General features: G+C 45.3%; 18 protein-coding genes. 7 read left to right on the forward strand and 11 right to left on the reverse strand.

Features of this window, described 5'->3' with window-relative positions; all coding sequences use genetic code 11:
• Positions 1 to 100: 100 nt before the first annotated feature.
• The 9 genes from gnd to B2W60_RS06490 form a co-directional block, all read right to left on the reverse strand.
• Positions 101 to 1,573: a decarboxylating NADP(+)-dependent phosphogluconate dehydrogenase gene (gene gnd / locus B2W60_RS06450; RefSeq protein ID WP_292362032.1), complete on the reverse strand. Its 1,473-nt coding sequence runs from the start codon at positions 1,571 to 1,573 to the stop codon at positions 101 to 103.
• Entirely contained in the window at positions 1,570 to 2,526 is a 957-nt protein-coding gene (locus tag B2W60_RS06455) for a nucleotidyltransferase domain-containing protein (protein WP_292362031.1), read from the reverse strand. The genes gnd and B2W60_RS06455 overlap by 4 nt, the downstream gene beginning before the upstream one ends.
• A 46-nt stretch (positions 2,527 to 2,572) precedes the next feature.
• Positions 2,573 to 3,280, reverse strand: a complete 708-nt coding sequence (locus B2W60_RS06460; protein ID WP_292362030.1) for a peptidase — start codon at positions 3,278 to 3,280, stop codon at positions 2,573 to 2,575.
• A 191-nt stretch (positions 3,281 to 3,471) separates the two neighbouring features.
• Positions 3,472 to 3,690 carry a hypothetical protein gene (locus B2W60_RS06465; protein ID WP_292362029.1) on the reverse strand — a complete coding sequence of 73 codons (219 nt, stop codon included), beginning with the start codon at positions 3,688 to 3,690 and terminating at the stop codon, positions 3,472 to 3,474.
• A gap of 30 nt (positions 3,691 to 3,720) precedes the next feature.
• Positions 3,721 to 3,987 (reverse strand): hypothetical protein, encoded by a 267-nt coding sequence (locus tag B2W60_RS06470; RefSeq protein ID WP_292362028.1) that lies wholly within the window; start codon positions 3,985 to 3,987, stop codon positions 3,721 to 3,723.
• A gap of 2 nt (positions 3,988 to 3,989) precedes the next feature.
• Positions 3,990 to 4,175, reverse strand: a complete 186-nt coding sequence (locus B2W60_RS06475) for a hypothetical protein (RefSeq protein WP_292362027.1) — start codon at positions 4,173 to 4,175, stop codon at positions 3,990 to 3,992.
• 107 nt (positions 4,176 to 4,282) lie between these two features.
• Positions 4,283 to 4,798, reverse strand: coding sequence for a Slp family lipoprotein (locus B2W60_RS06480; protein ID WP_292362026.1), 516 nt, complete (start codon positions 4,796 to 4,798; stop codon positions 4,283 to 4,285).
• Between the two features lie 61 nt (positions 4,799 to 4,859).
• Positions 4,860 to 5,768 (reverse strand): ribosome biogenesis GTPase YlqF, encoded by a 909-nt coding sequence (gene ylqF, locus B2W60_RS06485; RefSeq protein ID WP_292362025.1) that lies wholly within the window; start codon positions 5,766 to 5,768, stop codon positions 4,860 to 4,862.
• Positions 5,769 to 5,821: 53 nt separating this feature from the next.
• Complete coding sequence (locus B2W60_RS06490; RefSeq protein WP_292362024.1) at positions 5,822 to 8,977, reverse strand: HD domain-containing phosphohydrolase; 3,156 nt, start codon at positions 8,975 to 8,977, stop codon at positions 5,822 to 5,824.
• Between the two features lie 229 nt (positions 8,978 to 9,206).
• On the opposite strand from B2W60_RS06490, the gene B2W60_RS06495 reads away from it, so the two are divergent.
• The 3 genes from B2W60_RS06495 to B2W60_RS06505 are packed head-to-tail and all read left to right on the forward strand — an operon-like array spanning position 9,207 to position 10,614.
• Complete coding sequence (locus tag B2W60_RS06495) at positions 9,207 to 9,596, forward strand: YbaN family protein (protein ID WP_292362023.1); 390 nt, start codon at positions 9,207 to 9,209, stop codon at positions 9,594 to 9,596.
• Positions 9,586 to 10,251, forward strand: a complete 666-nt coding sequence (locus B2W60_RS06500; protein WP_292362022.1) for a nitroreductase — start codon at positions 9,586 to 9,588, stop codon at positions 10,249 to 10,251. The genes B2W60_RS06495 and B2W60_RS06500 overlap by 11 nt, the downstream gene beginning before the upstream one ends.
• 15 nt (positions 10,252 to 10,266) lie before the next feature.
• Positions 10,267 to 10,614, forward strand: coding sequence for a HopJ type III effector protein (locus tag B2W60_RS06505; protein ID WP_292362021.1), 348 nt, complete (start codon positions 10,267 to 10,269; stop codon positions 10,612 to 10,614).
• 60 nt (positions 10,615 to 10,674) lie between these two features.
• Here the strand turns inward: B2W60_RS06505 and B2W60_RS06510 are convergent, their stop codons facing one another.
• Positions 10,675 to 14,532 carry a DUF3683 domain-containing protein gene (locus B2W60_RS06510; protein WP_292362020.1) on the reverse strand — a complete coding sequence of 1,286 codons (3,858 nt, stop codon included), beginning with the start codon at positions 14,530 to 14,532 and terminating at the stop codon, positions 10,675 to 10,677.
• Positions 14,533 to 14,656: 124 nt separating this feature from the next.
• Between B2W60_RS06510 and B2W60_RS06515 the strand changes: the two genes are divergently transcribed.
• The 4 genes from B2W60_RS06515 to B2W60_RS06530 all read left to right on the forward strand — a co-directional run bounded on the left by B2W60_RS06515 (position 14,657) and on the right by B2W60_RS06530 (position 16,981).
• Positions 14,657 to 15,454 (forward strand): undecaprenyl-diphosphate phosphatase, encoded by a 798-nt coding sequence (locus B2W60_RS06515; RefSeq protein ID WP_292362019.1) that lies wholly within the window; start codon positions 14,657 to 14,659, stop codon positions 15,452 to 15,454.
• A gap of 86 nt (positions 15,455 to 15,540) precedes the next feature.
• Positions 15,541 to 15,969 (forward strand): 50S ribosomal protein L13, encoded by a 429-nt coding sequence (gene rplM / locus B2W60_RS06520; protein ID WP_014705973.1) that lies wholly within the window; start codon positions 15,541 to 15,543, stop codon positions 15,967 to 15,969.
• A gap of 12 nt (positions 15,970 to 15,981) precedes the next feature.
• The gene (rpsI, locus tag B2W60_RS06525; protein WP_292362018.1) at positions 15,982 to 16,371 is read left to right on the forward strand and encodes a 30S ribosomal protein S9; all 390 of its coding nucleotides are present in this window, start codon (positions 15,982 to 15,984) and stop codon (positions 16,369 to 16,371) included.
• Between the two features lie 124 nt (positions 16,372 to 16,495).
• A complete protein-coding gene (locus B2W60_RS06530) occupies positions 16,496 to 16,981 on the forward strand; it encodes an acyloxyacyl hydrolase (RefSeq protein WP_292362017.1) in 486 nt (161 codons plus the stop codon).
• A gap of 57 nt (positions 16,982 to 17,038) precedes the next feature.
• On the opposite strand, the gene lpxL is transcribed toward B2W60_RS06530, so the two are convergent.
• Positions 17,039 to 17,962, reverse strand: a complete 924-nt coding sequence (gene lpxL / locus B2W60_RS06535) for an LpxL/LpxP family Kdo(2)-lipid IV(A) lauroyl/palmitoleoyl acyltransferase (protein ID WP_292362016.1) — start codon at positions 17,960 to 17,962, stop codon at positions 17,039 to 17,041.
• Positions 17,963 to 18,040: the final 78 nt, after the last annotated feature.

Here is an 18,040-nt window from a genome sequence, read left to right on the forward strand (position 1 = left end):
TGGCGTAAATGATAAGTGAGTCTTGACGGGTAAACCAATTTTTAAATAACAAAAAGGGCGAATAACCGCCCTTTTCATCGTAACTTTATCTATTTAGAAATCAGGCCTCATAAGTTGAGGCTGATACATTTCCGCCCCTCCCCGTCCAGTTGGTATGGAAATATTCGCCACGAGGTTTATCCAGTCGTTCATAGGTATGCGCGCCAAAATAATCACGTTGTGCCTGTAGCAGGTTGGCAGGCAATCGCTCACTACGATAACCATCATAAAAGGCTAACGCGCTGCTGAAGGTTGGAGTTGGCACACCTAGACTAATGGCACAAACAACTGCTTTCCGCCAACCCGGTAAAGCTTCGGTAATAGCATCGATAAAGAAATCATCCAGCAACAGATTTTCCAGTTTTGGATTACGCTCAAAAGCATCGCGAATATTCCCCAGAAATCGACTGCGAATAATACAGCCGCCGCGCCACATCAAAGCAATGCCACCATAATTAAGTTCCCAACCATAGGTTTTGGCCGCTTCGCGCATCAACATATAACCTTGAGCATAGGAAATAATTTTTGAGGCATACAAAGCATCACGAATCGCATTGATCATGTCAGCTTTATCACCTGAAAATTGCCCCGCATGAGCAGGCAAAATGTTGGCGGCAGTGACTCGCTCATCTTTAAGGGCAGACAAACAGCGGGAAAAAACTGCTTCTCCAATCAGTGTTAACGGTATACCCAACTCCAGCGCATTTATTCCGGTCCATTTGCCGGTACCTTTTTGGCCTGCCGTATCCAGAATATGATCAATCAGCAAACTGCCATCCGGCTCTTTGACCGCCAGAATATCGCGGGTAATCTCTATAAGATATGAGTCCAGAACACCTTCATTCCATTCAGCAAACACCTGCTGAATCTCGTCACCGGACATACCCAGTCCTTCACGCATCATCTGATAGGCTTCGCAAATTAATTGCATATCGCCGTATTCAATGCCGTTATGCACCATTTTTACGTAATGTCCGGCACCATCATTGCCGACCCAGTCGCAACAAGGCTCACCATCAACTTGCGCGGCAATGGACTGGAAAATGGGTTTAATCGCAGGCCACGCTGCAAAATTACCGCCGGGCATTAAGGAAGGTCCGAAACGGGCACCCTCTTCACCACCGGAAACACCACTACCAACAAACAGGATGCCTTTTTTATGCAGTTCATGGGTGCGTCTGTCACTGTCATTAAACAGCGAGTTACCGCCATCAATAATGATGTCACCTTTATCCAGATAGGTGACCAGTTGCTCAATAAAGGCATCTACCACCGGTCCCGCTTTCACCATTAACATCACGCGTCGCGGGATTTGCAGGCTCTCAACAAATTTTTTCAAATCATGGCAACCAATAATATTGGTGTCTTTGGCAGGACCTTCCAAAAATTCATCGACTTTGGATGAGGTTCGGTTATAGACCGCCACCTTAAAGCCTTTATCATTCATATTCAGCACCAGGTTCTGACCCATAACAGCCAGCCCCACCACACCAATATCTGCTTTTGTATTAGTATTTTGAATCAATTCACTCATTTCTGATTTATCACCTTTATGTATTCGCCTCGAGCCTCACGGGTAGAACCCACCACAATTCGGCAGGTTCCGGAGGCATCACATTCCAATGCACCGCACACCTCAATAAATTCACCTTTTTCCACTTGTCCAACGTAGGTATGGGTAAAGGAAATGATTTCAGGCGTCAGCGCATTATCAACTCGGTATCGTGCCGGAAAATCAAACGCACGACTGTCATCGGTCACCCGGCACTGGATGGTTTTAATGCCTTGTTTAAAAAAATGCCGATGCTCAATATCCAGTTCATCTGTTAGACAGACCATGCCGATATCAAATTTACTGCCATCGATCATCGCTTTATTGTATTTTCGATATTCATGCCAGCTAAAACTTTCAAAATTCAGTTCACTATCACGACGTTGATAGTTTTCCTGCATTTGTGCTTTATCAAGTTTCTGCAGAATATTATTGGTAATTGCATTTTTGACTGCTTGCCTGCATTGATGGAACGCATCACGTCCATAAATAACTAAATCAATATCTGATGTGCTTTTTTGCTGATTAATCAGCATTGAGCCGGTAAGACCTATTGCATCAATATCTACTGAATATTGCCGGAAAATCGCTATTAATTTATGCAATTTGTGTTGCAGCAGATCTTCTGCCGGCTGATTCAATAACTGCTGCAGCCGTTGTTCGGGCCGATGATGCCGAAAAATTCTGTCCACCGGTACAGCATGAAATGCTGCATCAAACTGGTTTGAATAAAACAGAAACTCGGGATGATGTCGTTCAAGTAATCGGTTGGCCTGCTCTGTATCGACCTTATGCCAGCCATTTTGATCATGAACGTAGCGTAAAAAGCAGCCCACTTTCTGATCATGAGAGTGATAGCTAACAACAGCAAAGATCAATCCATCTTCAGTTTCAATGAAGTCTTTGGGCAGAAACGGAAACCCTGTCTGTCTCAAAAACCTACCTCCCGTAAGTGATTTTTATAATGGCATAGTCATTACATTATGACTTGTCTGATAATCCAAACATGCCGCGCAGGGCCAGAACTACAATCAACAGTATTAACGCATCAATCAGCCATCGGCCCTGTTCACCGAAAAAACGTCCGCTATGCAGATCTGTTAACAGCGTCCCCAGTGTGATCCCGTATGCTTCAAACTGTTGTCTCAGTTGGTCCAGTGTTGAATCTGGAATCGGTACCGACTCACTCCATGAAACGCCATCGAGGGAGATCAATTGCCAATCATCCAAAATCGAATTCCCTTGCCACATTCCAGTTCTTGTTTGCAGTATTGGGAGTCCATGATGTAGGCCTATATTCTGAATTTCCGCCGGAATAAGTTCTGCGGCTCCCAACGCACCAATATACTGGCCCCCGGTATCAAACAGGATAAGATTATCATCCGTTGCCAGGGCAATAATGTCCTCGAGTAAAATCCCACCTAATAATGGACGGTTAAGACGTAGTTTAGGTTCGGCATTCACATAAAGCTGCGATTCAATTTCGATAAACAGCTGATCGGCCAACAGCCATCCATTTTTCACTGGTACATCTGTGACTTTGTAATGTTCAAGCAACCATGGGGCAGCAAGCTTGATTTGTTCCAGCTTCAAATCCTTGGCATGATTTATCAGTATTCCACAAGCCAGCCAAATCAATATCAGCGAAGAAATTATCACGACACCCGCGACTTTAATCCCTTTCAGCATTCACCGCATTCCTCAACCATTACTGACAAGTAAAGTGTAAGCATAGCTGAAAATAGCAGCAGGATTTTATCTTGCCATACATTTCAGACAAAAAAGGGAGCCAAGCTCCCTTCAATGGTGACTGATATCACTTAAAGTGACATTAAACAGCCTGAATCATGATCGTCTGAATTACAGCGCGAAATGCTTAATTACATCATTACCCGCATATCCGCCTGATGAATTTCACGTTGCCGCATATGAAACAACGCTTTGCTGATATCAATTGCGTAAGTGGCAAAATGCTGTTCGGTCATACGGATGGTGATAGCGCCCATATTGACATGCACCATCTGACAATCAGGACAAAACTGGATGTCACAGGTACTGGAAGAAAAAACATTTTCAGGTTGGCAGGAATTTGAAGCCATGATGAAGTTCCTTATTGTAAATTTGAAAATTCAGAGACTTTCCAACATATCGGGTAATCCACGTTGTTGGCCTCGATGAAGTTGATAACTGAGCAGCCAGCGCTGAGATAAGGCCCGCCAGTGCTGTTTCTTTAAGGGATGTTCGTTGTGGGTCAGTAATAATCGATAATTTCGTGAAATCTGCAACGCCAGGCATGCTGAAGCATGTTGACGATACATTGATTCCAGTTGCTCATTGGCGGCTAAAATGACAGCTTCACACCAGGTTTCTGCTCGTTCGGCTCTGTTTACATTCATGATTAACTCAATCTGTGAGCTGCGGCGGCGAGCAACATGCTCCACACCGTTCGTTTGGATTTTTTGTCCAGACAGTTAAAGTCAGCAGCGTGTAGTTTTCCCTGACTGATTAACGCTTCCAGTCGATCAGGGCTAAACGCTACTTGTATGGCATTTTGTTTCGGAAAGTACGTTTTTGATGTCTGCATCTTAAATACCTCAGCAAGATTGATAAGGTTAGATGCAGTATAAGGATTGATTATTCTAAATGCAAATAATTATTATTTAGATTAAGACGCAAGCAACAGCGCAGTCTTTAAGGGGAATAGGTGCCGGTTCCATAATAACCATAACCCAAAAATGGCGCGTCATGTTTGGGGTTATAGGCCCGGGATGATTCCGGATCTTTTTGTGGCCAGACATGATCATCTTCCATTGTAACCAAAGGCACGGATAACATTTTCTGATCGACTTTCTGCAGCTGCAGTGTCTTGACGGTTCCAAGAAACGTCACCAGTCTCTCCGGTGAATAAATCAATGGGTCAAGAAATCGTTCACTGCGAACAATAAAGCGCCCGGCACTGTTTTCAGTTGATATAGGCACCCCATGCCGGGTCAATGGAAATTGCACAATAGTCAACTCTGAAAAATCCTCGTAATTGGCTACCTGAGCAATCATTCCACCCCAGCGAACCGTTTGTCCTTGATGCATCTCGATATTCTGCAGAACCTGCTCATAGGTAATATCGTTATTTGATTTTGCATAAAGAGAGGGTTTTGTTGCCCCGCAAGCCGTCAATATAAGCATCAGTGAAAGACTTAAAATACGCATAACTCATTTCTCCATTAACGTTGTTGAATAGACCGATTCAACCCGCAGATGTTGCCAGCTATCAGCGTTTACTTTTACGAGCCGCTTTTTTGGCCGCTTTTTCTTCGCGTCTCTGTATTACCTGTAACCACTCATGCTCAGTCATCTCGGGCGTTTCGAGCGTCAGTCTGCCAAGCTGACCATTGCGTAATTCAGTGAGCAGAATTTTACTAATCCGCTCAATATCCACCACGCCACCCGCTTTAATACAACCACGTTTTTGAGCCATTTTTTCCAACATCGTTTGCTCGTGGTCTGTGATGTCATCCACATGAAATCTACTGAACAGGGCTTCAGGGTACTGCTGCATCAGATACTTGACGGCATATAAAGCTATATCGTGATTTTCAAAGGCTGTTTCTTTTATCGCATGGGTGATCGCCAGACGATAACCACTGTCGTGATTTTCCAGATTTGGCCATAACACGCCCGGCGTATCATGCAACACCACCACATCATCAACAATAATCCGTTGCTGCACTTTGGTTACCGCCGGTTCATTACCTGTTTTGGCTATCTGTCGTCCGGCCAACGCATTAATTAACGTCGATTTTCCAACATTCGGGATGCCCATAATCAGTGCCTGTATCTTTTTTACACTGCTGGCTTTACCGGGCACCATGGTTTGGCACATCGCAATCAATTCCTTGCCTCGCGACGTCGCATTTGCCGACAAAACCAGTGTTTTTATGCCCTGTTCCTGTTCAAGATATTCCTGCCAGATTGCAGTGAGTGCAGGATCAGCCAGATCGGCCTTATTAAGCACTTTCAGGCAGGGTTTATCTCCACGTATTGCGGCAAGCATCGGATTGGAACTGCTATAAGGCAGCCGGGCATCCAGTACTTCAATTATCAGATCCATTTGCGGCAGGATTTTTTTCATTTCCTGCCCGGCTTTATGCATATGCCCGGGGAACCACTGAATTGCCATCAAGAACTCACTAAAAATACCGGAATTGGTAGATTAATTATAACGCTTCAGCGCTAAATATAACGGTCGGCATCGCTGATAAACCTGCTGATGTCGACTTCATCAATTTGTTCAGCCGCCATGAAACGTTCAGCGTATTGCTTATAGGCCCCGCTGGTGAGAAATAATTCAAACACATCACGATCCATCAGTTGCTGCTCAACCAGCTGATGCAAAATGAAAATCGCCACACTTAAGGTTTTGGCTTTTTTATAAGGACGTTCTGCTGCCGTTAACGCTTCAAACACATTGGCCAGCATGATAATGCGTTCCGGCACCGATAAATTTTCTGCCGTCAAACCACGCGGATACCCGGTGCCATTCATGGTTTCCAGATGAGTTGTCGCATAACGCGGAATGTTTGAAAGCTCATCAGGATAGGGAAGTGACTCAAGCATTTTGATGGTGGTCAGAATATGTTCATTAATTCTGAAACGCTCTTCTTTGGTCAAAGTGCCGGATTCAATGGTCAGATTGTAAAGTTCACCATGATTAAAGCCATATTCCGGCTGATTCAGATTAACGCCGGATTTTGCATCTTCAGCCGCTTTCTGATTATGCGGGATGATGTGTTCCGGCTTGTCGTCAAGCAGCTGTTCAGTGGCAGGAAGACGGGTATTTGAATCATGATACCGGGCAAGCTCAACCGGCGATAAACCGAGTTGATCATCAAAATGTCGTTGCCAGCTTATCTTTGACAGACGTTTCAGTCGTTCATTGGTATTCTGATCCATAAACTCCGTACCAATATTACATTGGGCGACAAAGGCAAAGTCATCTTCAAGCTGGATCTGCTTCACCTTTAAAGCGTCTTCATAAACCGTTCTTTTTTCGGGTCGTTGCATCGTCTGTTGCCAGAATTCAATTTCGGCATCCCGCCAAAGTACTTCAAAGCGCATACGAATTTCATGGATACGGTTATATGGCATTTCCAGTTTGGTGCGCTTATCAACCAGATATTCCGGTGTTGTGATTTTTCCATAGCTATGCAACCAGGCTGCTAAACGCAATTCTCGTTGTTGAACGTCATTGTCCAGCTGGAAGTCTTTAAAAGCTGATTCATTTGACTCAGAGGCTTTGTCTGCCAGTAACATTGTCAGCTCAGGGACTAACTCACAATGGCGGGTTGGATAAGCTGACTTTGCATCTATAGCATGCGCTACAGATTCCACCAGGCTATCCGTCCACTGCTGATGAGACTTTTGATAAAACTGCGTTGCCAGCGACATATCACGCAGCTTATCGCTCAATGCATTGAACTCCAGCAGGTGACTGGATTGGGAGTTGATGGCAGCAAAATGACGCTGTTGAACATGATCTATATCCAGCTGAATTTTTTTCAGTCTGGATACCAGGATAGAGGCGAACCACCAACTGAATGGCAGTAACAGCAACAGCATCAGAGCAGCAACCAGTGCAGCATTTTTACTTTTACTCCACACCATACTCATCACGGTATTCTGCGGTGAAATGATGGTGAGAAACTGGCTCTCAGCATCATTCATTTCAATAGCGCGGTGATAGACATAATAATCCTGCCCATTAAGCGTTATTGATTGCAGCTCATCGGAGACCTGTAACGCATCACTTCTGAAACGATCGAAACTGAAAGCTTGTGGATTACCTTCTCTATCAATTGAATTAAACCACTTATCGACTAACGCCTGATGGTGGGTATCCGATAAATTTTCCAGTGCACTGTTAAAAATTTCAGCCAGACCGGTTCGTTGTCGATTCACCATAAAATGTAAACCGGCAGGTAATTCAGCCGGGGCAAAATCAACACCTTGGTGCACCATTATTTCATCGGCATATTCCTGTGCGGTAATGTATTGCAAGGTAATTGCCGTATCCATTCCAGCATCTGCCTTTCCACTGATAACCGCCTCAAAAATACCTCTTGTTGTCTCCGTTTCGATAATATTGATATCCGGAAAATCAGCCTGCAGTCTCCCGATTAATGACCAGCCCTCGGGGATGGCAACGGTTTTATTATTTAGCTCGGAAATGTGGGTTATAGGTGTTTGTGAAGTCGTAATGATGCCATAAGGAACCTCGACAAACGGGATGGTCATTTCGCCCATGAAGTTACGAAATTCACTGTAAAAAACCGGTTGCATGATTTCCAGTTCACCATCCACGAACTGCGTCGCCAGTTCCTGCCAGCTCTCACCGGAAATAAATTGCATCTCTAGGCCCGTCATTCGTGAAATATAGGCCAGCACATCAACTGCATAACCACTTGGTACACCGTTGTTTGAATAATTTAACGGCGGCCAGTCTATCTCACTGGTGACGCTTAATACCGGATCATTCTGAATTATTGCTAACTGCTCATTACTGAGCTCAAGCCGGGGAGCGGCAGGTAATAAGGCCGTTGACTTTTCGGGCTGGTTTGACGCGATCACCCCGCCGGTTTGCGGATAAAAATAGATTTCCGTAGCTTTGCCCAGATCGCGATTTTGCAATAGCGTAGATAACGGTGACAGTTCTGCGGTAATTGCTAGCACTGCACCACTGTCAGGCAACTTAATCGAATAGCTCTGTGCAGGCGTTTTAATTTCGGCTAGCAGGTAAGATTGAGTTTTAATAGCCGCATTGGTTTTCGCGTCAGAAAACCATGGGTGATGATTAATATCGATATCGCTATTATGTTGCCAGACATGGCGCAGCGTAAAGTTACGGTCATAGTATTCCAGCCGGCGTTGTTGCTGCTCTCCCTGATTAAATATTTTGATTAATAACCACCGATCAGCCTCTTCTGCCCGTAAATGCGGGCGCAAATCAGGTGAGGACTGGAGATTGATGAGCTGCTCGACATCACCGCTCTGTTGACCAATATAAACCGATTGAAATAACTGATTACGCTGCATGACCGCCATCAGTACCTGACGAGTATCACCACTCATCCGGGGATTTTCAGCTATCGCCGGTAATTGTGCCAATTCGTTAATTTCATTTTTGGCTCGTGTATCAATTGAGTCCAGATACTCGTGAATACTTTTTAGCGTTTGCTGGTAACGCTTGGTAATGGAACTCTCCGCGGCATTTTTATTGAAATAATACTGCACCGTGATGCTGGCAACAGCCACCAGCAGGCTGAAAAGTATTAAGCCGGCGACCACTGCCGTACGAATTGATAACTGAAATTTTTTGTTTCGCTTTTCCATTACTACCCTCTTTGGCGAACTCAACGCTAATCAATCATCTAAGCCTGTCACAAGCATACAAAGGAATCTTAGAACAAACCCTGATTTTTAAAATTATGTAATTTGAAACTCATTTTGATGAGTCAACACGTATAATCATGATTCGATAATGACATTAACATTTAACTCGCCTTCTATAACAATCCTTTACATCGAACTAAAACCTGGTTTCGGCTATGCTTTTCAGGCTATGCAAAAAAAAATTAAACATTATTTAATCTTCAGTTGTGGTTGGATTTGTATCATTTTGGGGATAATCGGGGCGTTACTTCCCGTTATGCCCACCACGCCATTCATGATTCTCGCCTTAGCCTGTTTTGCTGAGACCTCACCACGTTTTCACGCGATGTTATTAAATAATCGCTGGATTGGTGCACCTTTAAAACAATGGGATCAAACCAAAACAGTCCGCCGACGTACTAAAATCCAGGCACTTATCATGTTGGTTATCGCTTTTAGTGCTTCAATAACGATGCTGTGGGGGCGTATTGGCATGCAATTGCTTTTACTGGGGTTGGCAATATTGATGTTAGGCGTGGTACTGAGATTAAAAGAAGCAGAGCCAAAATATGAAGATTAATGATCTGATTAAGCAACGTCATAGTACTCGGGCTTTTTTAAATAAGCCCGTCAGTGAAGATGATATCTGTGAAATACTGGATATTGCCCGCTACGCACCTTCAGGAGCTAATACACAGCCATGGCAAGTTGCTGTACTTACGGGCCAAACCAAGCAAAAAATCAGCGATAGTTTGGTCTATGCATTTCAGCAGGGCATTCAATCAGCACCCGATTATTCCTATTATCCGGAAATCTGGCACTCCCCATATATCGAACGCCGCCGTGCTTGTGGATTGCAGCTGTATCAAAGTCTACAGATTGATCGAAAAGACAAGGTCGCTCAGCAAAAACAATGGGAAGCGAATTACCGGGCGTTTGATGCACCGGTAATGTTATTGTTTTTTATGGATACCGAAATGCAGACCGGCTCATTTCTGGATCTTGGCATGTTTCTGCAAAACCTGATGTTAGTGGCTCAGGAGAAAGGACTGGCAACTTGCCCCCAGGCGGCTCTGGCAGAATATCCCCAACAAATTAAAACCATTCTGGACTATCCTGCTGACAGTATTCTGGTGTGTGGCATGGCTTTGGGATATGAAGACACCACGGCAGCCGTCAATGACTATCGAACAGATCGTGAACCAGTTTCTGTGTTTACCCGCTTTTTTAGCTGATTTTGGAGTTTTATTATGGATTTAGCGACATTTCTCGCTACCTTGACAAACAATCCGTCTGAGATTGATTTTGAAGATACGATGGCGGTGATTGATGCGAACTATCAGTTCACTCCTACTGCATTTCACAACGGGGAGTTGCATAACAATGCCGGAGAAAATAATGGATCATGCAAGATTCTGTTTTTTGGCATTTTGCATGAATTGGGCGAATCACAGACATTAGCCTGTTTTGGACGTTATTACCGCAGCGATGTTTTGCTCAACCCTAAAGGTGATGACCATCAGAATATCCGTAACTTTCTGCGTTATGGCTGGGATCGTGTGAGCTTCAATGGTGAAGCATTAACGCCTATGCATTAAAGTTTGTTTAAATAAAAATCCCGAACGCAGACTGCCTGCGTTCGGGATCATTGAGTTTTACTAAAGTAGTACCCGCTCAATACCACCGGCTTTCACATTATCAATAAACTGTGTGTGCCATTTCTCACCCAGTACATGTTTGGCGACTTCCACCACGATGTAATCGGTTTCTATGCCGGTATCCTCGTTATAACGTGACAGACCTTGCTGGCATGCCGGACATGAGGTCAGCATTTTCACATTGCCTTTTACGGCTTTATCCTCGCCAGTCAGCTCCTGAATCCCCTTTGTGATCTCTTCTTCCTTACGGAAGCGGACCTGTGTGGCAATATCCGGACGTGCAACCGCAAATGAACCCGCTTCGCCACAGCAACGATCATTCAGCGTCACATCCTGCCCCAGCAGGCTGGCCGCCACGGAAGTCGGTTTGTAAGTTTTCATCGGTGTATGGCAGGGATCGTGATACATATATTGAACGCCATCGACACCTTGCATCTTCACGCCTTTTTCCATCAGATACTCATGAATATCCAATAATCGGCAGCCGGGGAAAATGGCTTCAAACTCATATTTAAGCAGCTGATCCATACAGGTACCGCAAGACACGATAACGGTCTTGATATCCATATAGTTCAGCGTATTGGCAACGCGATGGAAAAGTACCCGGTTACTGGTGGAAATCGCCGTCGCTTTATCATCATCACCGGTAGAGGCCTGCGGATAACCACAACATAAATAGCCTGGCGGCAATACCGTTTCAGTCCCCACTTCATAAAGCATCGCCAGAGTCGCCAGCCCTACCTGACTGAACAGACGCTCTGAACCACACCCCGGGAAATAAAACACCGCATCGGAATCTTCCGTGACTTTAGTCGGATCACGAAGTATCGGCACCATTTTGTCATCTTCCAGACCCAACATACCGCGTGTGGTTCGCGTTGGCAGATTGCCCGGCATTGGTTTTTTAACAAAATGCACAACCTGTTCACGCAATGGTGTTTTACCGGTAGTAGGCAATGGTGGCTTTTTCTTTTTGTTCGCCAGAAGTCCCAGATACTTAGCCGCCGAATGTGCCAGACGCTGGGCTTTGAACCCCAATTGAATCATGGTTTTATGCATGATTTTCACGGTCAGTGGATCAGTCGCATTCAGATACGCCATCGAAGACCAGGTGCCCAGATTCACATGGCGTTTACCCTGTTTTTTCAACACGGCACGCAGCTTCATTGACACATCACCAAAGTCAATATTGACCGGACACGGATTCAGACAGCGGTGACAAACCGTGCAGTGATCAGCGACATCATTCATTTCCTCAAAATGACGTACTGAAATGCCACGACGGGTTTGTTCCTCATAGAGAAACGCTTCCATAATCAAACCGGTGCCCAGGATTTTGTCACGTGGTGAATAATATAAATTGGCACGAGGTACATGAGTAGTACATTCCGGTTTACATTTACCGCAACGCAAACAATCCTTGATATCGTTGTTTATCTCACCCAAGTCACTGGCTTCAAGGATCAAAGCTTCCTGCTGCAATAATCGCAACGAAGGCGTGTAGGCATTTTCCAACCCGGACCCCGCCAGCAATTTTCCGGCATTAAAGCGTCCCAGTGGATCCACTTTTTGCTTGTAACCGGCAAACGCATCAATGGTCGCTTTATCCAGATACTGCATCTTGGTCAGACCAATACCATGCTCACCCGAGATAACACCGCCCAGATCGCCAGCCAGCTTCATGACTTCATCAACTATCAATTCTGCTTCATGCATCATTTGATAGTCATTTGAGTTCACTGGGATATTGGTATGCACATTACCGTCACCGGCATGCATGTGCGTAGCGACAAACAGGCGGCTTGAGCGCAGTTCTTTATGAATATCATCCAGCTTGTTACGCAGAGCTTCCAGAGATTGCCCCTGGAACAACTCTTTCAGGGGTTTTTCGACTTCCTTACGATAAGAAATACGCAGGTCACGGCGTTGCAGTACATTAAATAATGTATCGGTATCCGCCAGTAAATTCAGAACCTCATCGGATAACAGTTCCTTATGATTCAGTGCGACAGAGTCAAGATTATCCAAAACTTCCTGCCAGCGGGTTTGCACCACCCGTAAATGGCTGCAGGCGGTATCAATCTTTGATTGCAGGATGGCATCATTTTCCGCGCTGTCATCCAGTTTCTTAACGGTTTGTTTGAGCTCTTTCGGTTCACTGCTTAAAAACTGCAGCACCGTATCCACCATTCGTAATTTATTCTGGGTAGAGTGAATAATATTGATACGTTCAATACCATCGTTGTACTCCGACAGGCGCTCAAGCGGAATAACCACGTCTTCATTGATTTTGAAAGCATTGGTATGTTTGGCAATCGCGGCCGTACGAGCACGATCAGCCCAGAAACGGGCTCTTGCTTCAGGACTTACAGCAACAAAGCCCTCCCCTTCACGGGCATTGGATAACCGAACAACCTCAGAACTGGCTTCAGCGACGGCATTTTCATCATCACCAACGATATCGATCAGCAAAACCATTTTCGGTAATTCTGAACGAGGTGCTTTTGTACTGTAATCAACAGCTTTTACATAACGCTCATCGAGATGTTCCATGCCTGCCAACAACACTTTTTTGTTGCTATCGAGGAAATTTTTGGTTTCCACAATTGCCGGCACGGCTTTGGTCAGATCATTACCAAAAAATTCCAGACACACCGTACGAATAAATTGCGGCATACGATGTAAAACAAACACAGCAGAGGTAATCAGACCATCACAGCCTTCTTTCTGAATACCGGGTAAACCGCCCAGAAACTTGTTGGTTACATCTTTACCCAAGCCCAGTTTACGTAATTGCTGTGCCGGAATAGCAATGTCTTCAGGCGCTTCCAGCAAGGTCTTACCATCGGCCTGATAACGGCTGATACGGAAAGTGGCCATCTCAATATCGTGGATTTTTCCCATATTATGATTAAGACGCTCAACTTCCATCCAGGTGGCATCGGGTGTCACCATCCTCCATGAAACCAGATTATCCAGTGCCGTTCCCCACATAACCGCTTTTTTACCACCGGCATTCATCGCCACATTACCGCCAATGGTCGAGGCATCCTGTGATGTTGGATCTACCGCAAAGACCAAACCATTTTTGCCGGCCAGGTCCGATAAACGACGCGTCACCACACCGGCTTCAGCCCGAACGGTAGCGACTTCATCATCACGACCGGGGAGCTTGCGATAAACAACGCCCCCCAGACCTTCCAGCTTTTCGGTATTAATGACTACGCTGTCAGCCGTCAATGGAATTGCACCACCGGTGTAGCCGGTGCCACCACCACGAGGAATGACGGTTAATCCTAACTCGATACTGGCGGCAATAATGGCAGCCATTTCTTCTTCATTATCGGGTTTGATCACGGCCAGCGGGTACTCAACACGCCAGTCAGTAGCATCAGTCACATGCGACACACGCGACAAACCATCAAAACAGATATTATGTTTTTTAGTCACACGGCTAAGACGACGCATCACCACTTTACGGCGATCAGCAGTCGCCAGCAGTTCTCGCTCAAACTTTTCTACCGCTTTACGAGCTGCCTGTTCCAATTGCAGTGCCAGTTGATTCTTATTTTCGGTAGCGCGCTCGCGGATCTGATCCAGACGATGATGCAACGCATGACGGAGGGAGTCCCAACGCTTGCGGTTTTCGATCAAATCATCCTGAATATAAGGGTTGCGCGAAATAACCCACATATCACCCAATACTTCGAACAACATCTTGGCACTGCGACCCGTTTTGCGTTGCTCACGTAACTGTTGCAGAATTTCCCACATCGGTTCACCAAGATACCGAATAACGATTTCACGATCTGAGAAAGAAGTGTAGTTGTAAGGGATTTCTCTTATACGAGTTGACATAATGGGTCAGCGAATCCTAGTTTGAGAAGTGGCAGTCAATCACTAATTTTAACACGAAGCCGGGTAATATAAGACCTATTAATAATGAGCCTTTTTATCGATCAGGCTGTTCACGGAAAAAAATATGGAAATTATACAAATCATTGCCCTCGCCCTGTTACAGGGGCTGACTGAATTTCTGCCCATTTCAAGCTCTGCTCATTTAATCCTGTTGCCCATTATTGCCGGCTGGGAAGATCAGGGGCTGGCTTTTGATGTAGCGGTCCATGTTGGCACTCTGGCGGCGGTTATCTTTTACTTTCGCACTACTATCAGACAGCTTATTACTGATTGGTTTGGTTCACTGCAACAAAGACAGACTGTTGGTGAAAGTAAATTAGCCTGGGCCGTGATTATTGGCACCATTCCCGTTGGTCTTGCCGGATTGTTTCTCGGTGACTTTATCGAGCTGTTTTTGCGCAGTCCACTGGTTATTGCCAGCACCACGATTTTATTTGGACTGCTATTAGGCTGGGCTGACTGGAAAGGTCGACGCAGCCGTAATGAACAGCAAATGGGCTGGAAAGACATTTTCATTATCGGAATCGTTCAGGCTTTGGCATTAATTCCGGGGACATCACGTTCCGGCATTACCATGACAGCTGCATTAATGTTAGGATTAACCCGTCAGGCAGCTGCCAGATTCTCTTTTTTACTATCTATACCGGTTATTTTTCTGGCCGGCGGACTCGAAACGTTAAAGCTGATTAAAGCCGACCAGGCTACCGACTGGTTTGCGTTGACCGCAGGTGCCGTTTTCTCTGCCATCAGCGCGTATATATGTATCTATTTGTTTCTGAAGTTACTGGAACGTATCGGTATGTGGCCTTTTGTCCTATACCGTTTGTTACTGGGCGGCATCTTGCTGTTTGTATTTAGTTAATTGCAGTTGACATACTTAGTGTGAATCCGTAACATTCTCCCTCTTTATTTGACCGCATGCGTATATTTTCAGGAGCACCCCGCGGAATGAAAACCTTAAGTGCAAAACCAGCAGAAGTTCGTCGCGACTGGTTCGTAATTGATGCCGATGGCAAAACTCTGGGCCGTATGGCAACAGAAATCGCTCGCCGTCTGCGCGGCAAACACAAAGCTATCTATACACCTCACGTTGATACCGGCGATTACATTGTTGTTGTGAACGCTGAAAAACTGCGTGTTTCCGGCAACAAAATGAAAGATAAAATTTACTATCATCACACGGGTCACATCGGTGGTATTAAATCTATTTCGCTGGAAAAACAACTGGACAAAGCACCTGAGCGTGTCATCCAGACAGCAGTGAAAGGCATGTTGCCTAAAAACCCTCTGGGCCGTGCTATGTTCAGCAAGTTGAAAGTTTATGCTGGTACTGAACACCCGCACGCAGCTCAACAACCTAAAATGCTCGAAATTTAATCGGATATCGTCATGGCAGATTCTTACTACGCTACAGGCCGCCGCAAAAGCTCAACCGCTCGTGTATTCATGAAGCCAGGCAGCGGCAACATTACCATCAACACTCGCAGCCTTGAAGATTACTTCGGTCGTGAAACATCTCGTATGGTTGTTCGCCAGCCACTTGAACTGGTTGAAATGCTTGATAAAGTTGACCTCAACATCACTGTTCGTGGTGGTGGTAACAACGGCCAAGCCGGTGCAATCCGTCATGGCATCAGCCGCGCATTGGTTGAATACAACAGCGAACTGAAAACTGATTTACGTAGCGCAGGCTTCATCACTCGTGATGCCCGGGCTGTTGAACGTAAGAAAATCGGTCTGCATAAAGCACGTAAGAAACCACAGTTCTCAAAACGTTAATTCAACGTTTATGGAACAAAAAAACCACCTTCGGGTGGTTTTTTTTTGCTTTAAACTTCTCAAAGTGCATGAATCATGCTATCTAATAAACTGATTTTGGTAAGTTTAAAAAGGACAATAACAGATGAAAAAACAGGGCATTTTCGGACTCATCGGCATGCTGGCCTGCTTTAACGTCCAGGCACAATCACCAGAAATCGCCATATCTGCAGGGAGCTTTGAAGTTTTTGAAGACAGTTCGCTGGAACTAGGTGTTGAATATCGTTTTGCTGCCCAGGAATCCTTCTTTAACATTATCCCGGCCATCGGCATCAACGCCAATACCGATGGCGGATACTGGGCGCATGCCGGAGGCCGATATGATATTAACCTTGGAGAGAGATGGATTTTAACCCCGCAACTTGCTGTGGTCGGATACGAAGATGGTGATGGGCAGGATCTGGGAAGCGGTTTTTTATTTCGTTCGGGTATCGAAATCGGTTACCGGGTAGCCCCTGGCTCACGTGTGGCATTAACGCTTTACCATATGTCTAATGCTAACCTCGCCAAAAATAATCCCGGCTCCGAATCGTTAATGCTGAGTTACAGTTTTTCGCCGTTTAATCGCTAGGGCTTGTTTATCTTGCATATCCACCTCCGCTGGAATCTTAAAGGTGAATATGCAGGATTAATCCTTTCCGGGCTTTTTATATAGCAAGCCCTTGCCTTCAGGCTGAGTTTTAAAACGCCGGTGCACCCAGAAGTATTGCGCCGGCGATTTTTTTATTTCCGATTCAATCCAGTCATTTACTCTTTGCGCATCAGCCAGTTCATCGCCTACTGGATAGTTTTCCCATGCAGGACCAATATCAATTGAGTAATTCCCATTCGCCATACGTCTCGGAACATATGGCACTATCACTGCTCCGCTCATTTTGGCAAGTCGAGCTGTCGCTGGAATTGTCGCCGCATTGATGCCGAAAAATTTTGCAAAGACACTGGTTCTGCGACCAAAATCCTGATCCGGCGCATACCAGACAACCTTATTCTTTTTTAATGCCCGCAACATGCCTCGCATGTCCGCCTGCAATATTGTTCCCTCACTATGGCGTTGACGCTGCTGCAGCATAACCGCATTAAATAAAGGACTTTTTAACTCCCGGAACATGACATAACAAGGCTGTTTCAACATAATCAGCCGACCGCCTAGCTCCATACTGGTAAAGTGTCCTGTCAGTAACAGCACACCTTTGCCTTTTGCCAATGCATTTTGGATATGTTCTAGTCCGTGGTATTCGACACGTTTTTCGAGACTTTTGTCACTGGCCCACCAACTGATAGCTGTTTCAATCGGCATCATCCCCATTGTTAGCATATTTTCACTAAGCAATTCCTTGCGCTCCAGAGAGCTCATGTCGGGGAAGCATAGTTCAATATTCCGCTTAGCAACACGCTCACGATCTTTCATAAACAATCGCATCAATCTTCCCAAAGTCTGGCCAGCAAACAATTGCCAGGTTTTGGGCAAATAAATGGAGAGTCGCATCAGGAACAAACCAATCCAATTTGGCCAGAATCGCGGGTGCAGGAATTTTTTACTGAGAATATTCATTTGTTCAATAACAATACAAAACAGCGTCTATGCTATCATCCCAACTCAATTTAAGCTTAAAAAAACTGCCCGTTGTGA

Origin of the sequence: Methylophaga sp. UBA2496 (assembly GCF_002341635.1) — a bacterium.
Lineage (GTDB): Bacteria > Pseudomonadota > Gammaproteobacteria > Nitrosococcales > Methylophagaceae > Methylophaga.

Excerpts from the sequence above, each read along its gene's own strand:
- B2W60_RS06490 (WP_292362024.1), bottom strand. The coding sequence starts at position 8,977 with ATGGAAAAGCGAAACAAAAAATTTCAGTTATCAATTCGTACGGCAGTG.
- B2W60_RS06495 (WP_292362023.1), top strand. The coding sequence starts at position 9,207 with ATGCAAAAAAAAATTAAACATTATTTAATCTTCAGTTGTGGTTGGATT.
- B2W60_RS06530 (WP_292362017.1), top strand. The coding sequence starts at position 16,496 with ATGAAAAAACAGGGCATTTTCGGACTCATCGGCATGCTGGCCTGCTTT.
- gnd (WP_292362032.1), bottom strand. The coding sequence starts at position 1,573 with ATGAGTGAATTGATTCAAAATACTAATACAAAAGCAGATATTGGTGTG.
- ylqF (WP_292362025.1), bottom strand. The coding sequence starts at position 5,768 with ATGGCAATTCAGTGGTTCCCCGGGCATATGCATAAAGCCGGGCAGGAA.
- lpxL (WP_292362016.1), bottom strand. The coding sequence starts at position 17,962 with ATGAATATTCTCAGTAAAAAATTCCTGCACCCGCGATTCTGGCCAAAT.
- B2W60_RS06460 (WP_292362030.1), bottom strand. The coding sequence starts at position 3,280 with ATGCTGAAAGGGATTAAAGTCGCGGGTGTCGTGATAATTTCTTCGCTG.
- rplM (WP_014705973.1), top strand. The coding sequence starts at position 15,541 with ATGAAAACCTTAAGTGCAAAACCAGCAGAAGTTCGTCGCGACTGGTTC.
- rpsI (WP_292362018.1), top strand. The coding sequence starts at position 15,982 with ATGGCAGATTCTTACTACGCTACAGGCCGCCGCAAAAGCTCAACCGCT.
- B2W60_RS06465 (WP_292362029.1), bottom strand. The coding sequence starts at position 3,690 with ATGGCTTCAAATTCCTGCCAACCTGAAAATGTTTTTTCTTCCAGTACC.
- B2W60_RS06475 (WP_292362027.1), bottom strand. The coding sequence starts at position 4,175 with ATGCAGACATCAAAAACGTACTTTCCGAAACAAAATGCCATACAAGTA.
- B2W60_RS06500 (WP_292362022.1), top strand. The coding sequence starts at position 9,586 with ATGAAGATTAATGATCTGATTAAGCAACGTCATAGTACTCGGGCTTTT.
- B2W60_RS06505 (WP_292362021.1), top strand. The coding sequence starts at position 10,267 with ATGGATTTAGCGACATTTCTCGCTACCTTGACAAACAATCCGTCTGAG.
- B2W60_RS06480 (WP_292362026.1), bottom strand. The coding sequence starts at position 4,798 with ATGCGTATTTTAAGTCTTTCACTGATGCTTATATTGACGGCTTGCGGG.
- B2W60_RS06510 (WP_292362020.1), bottom strand. The coding sequence starts at position 14,532 with ATGTCAACTCGTATAAGAGAAATCCCTTACAACTACACTTCTTTCTCA.
- B2W60_RS06515 (WP_292362019.1), top strand. The coding sequence starts at position 14,657 with ATGGAAATTATACAAATCATTGCCCTCGCCCTGTTACAGGGGCTGACT.
- B2W60_RS06470 (WP_292362028.1), bottom strand. The coding sequence starts at position 3,987 with ATGAATGTAAACAGAGCCGAACGAGCAGAAACCTGGTGTGAAGCTGTC.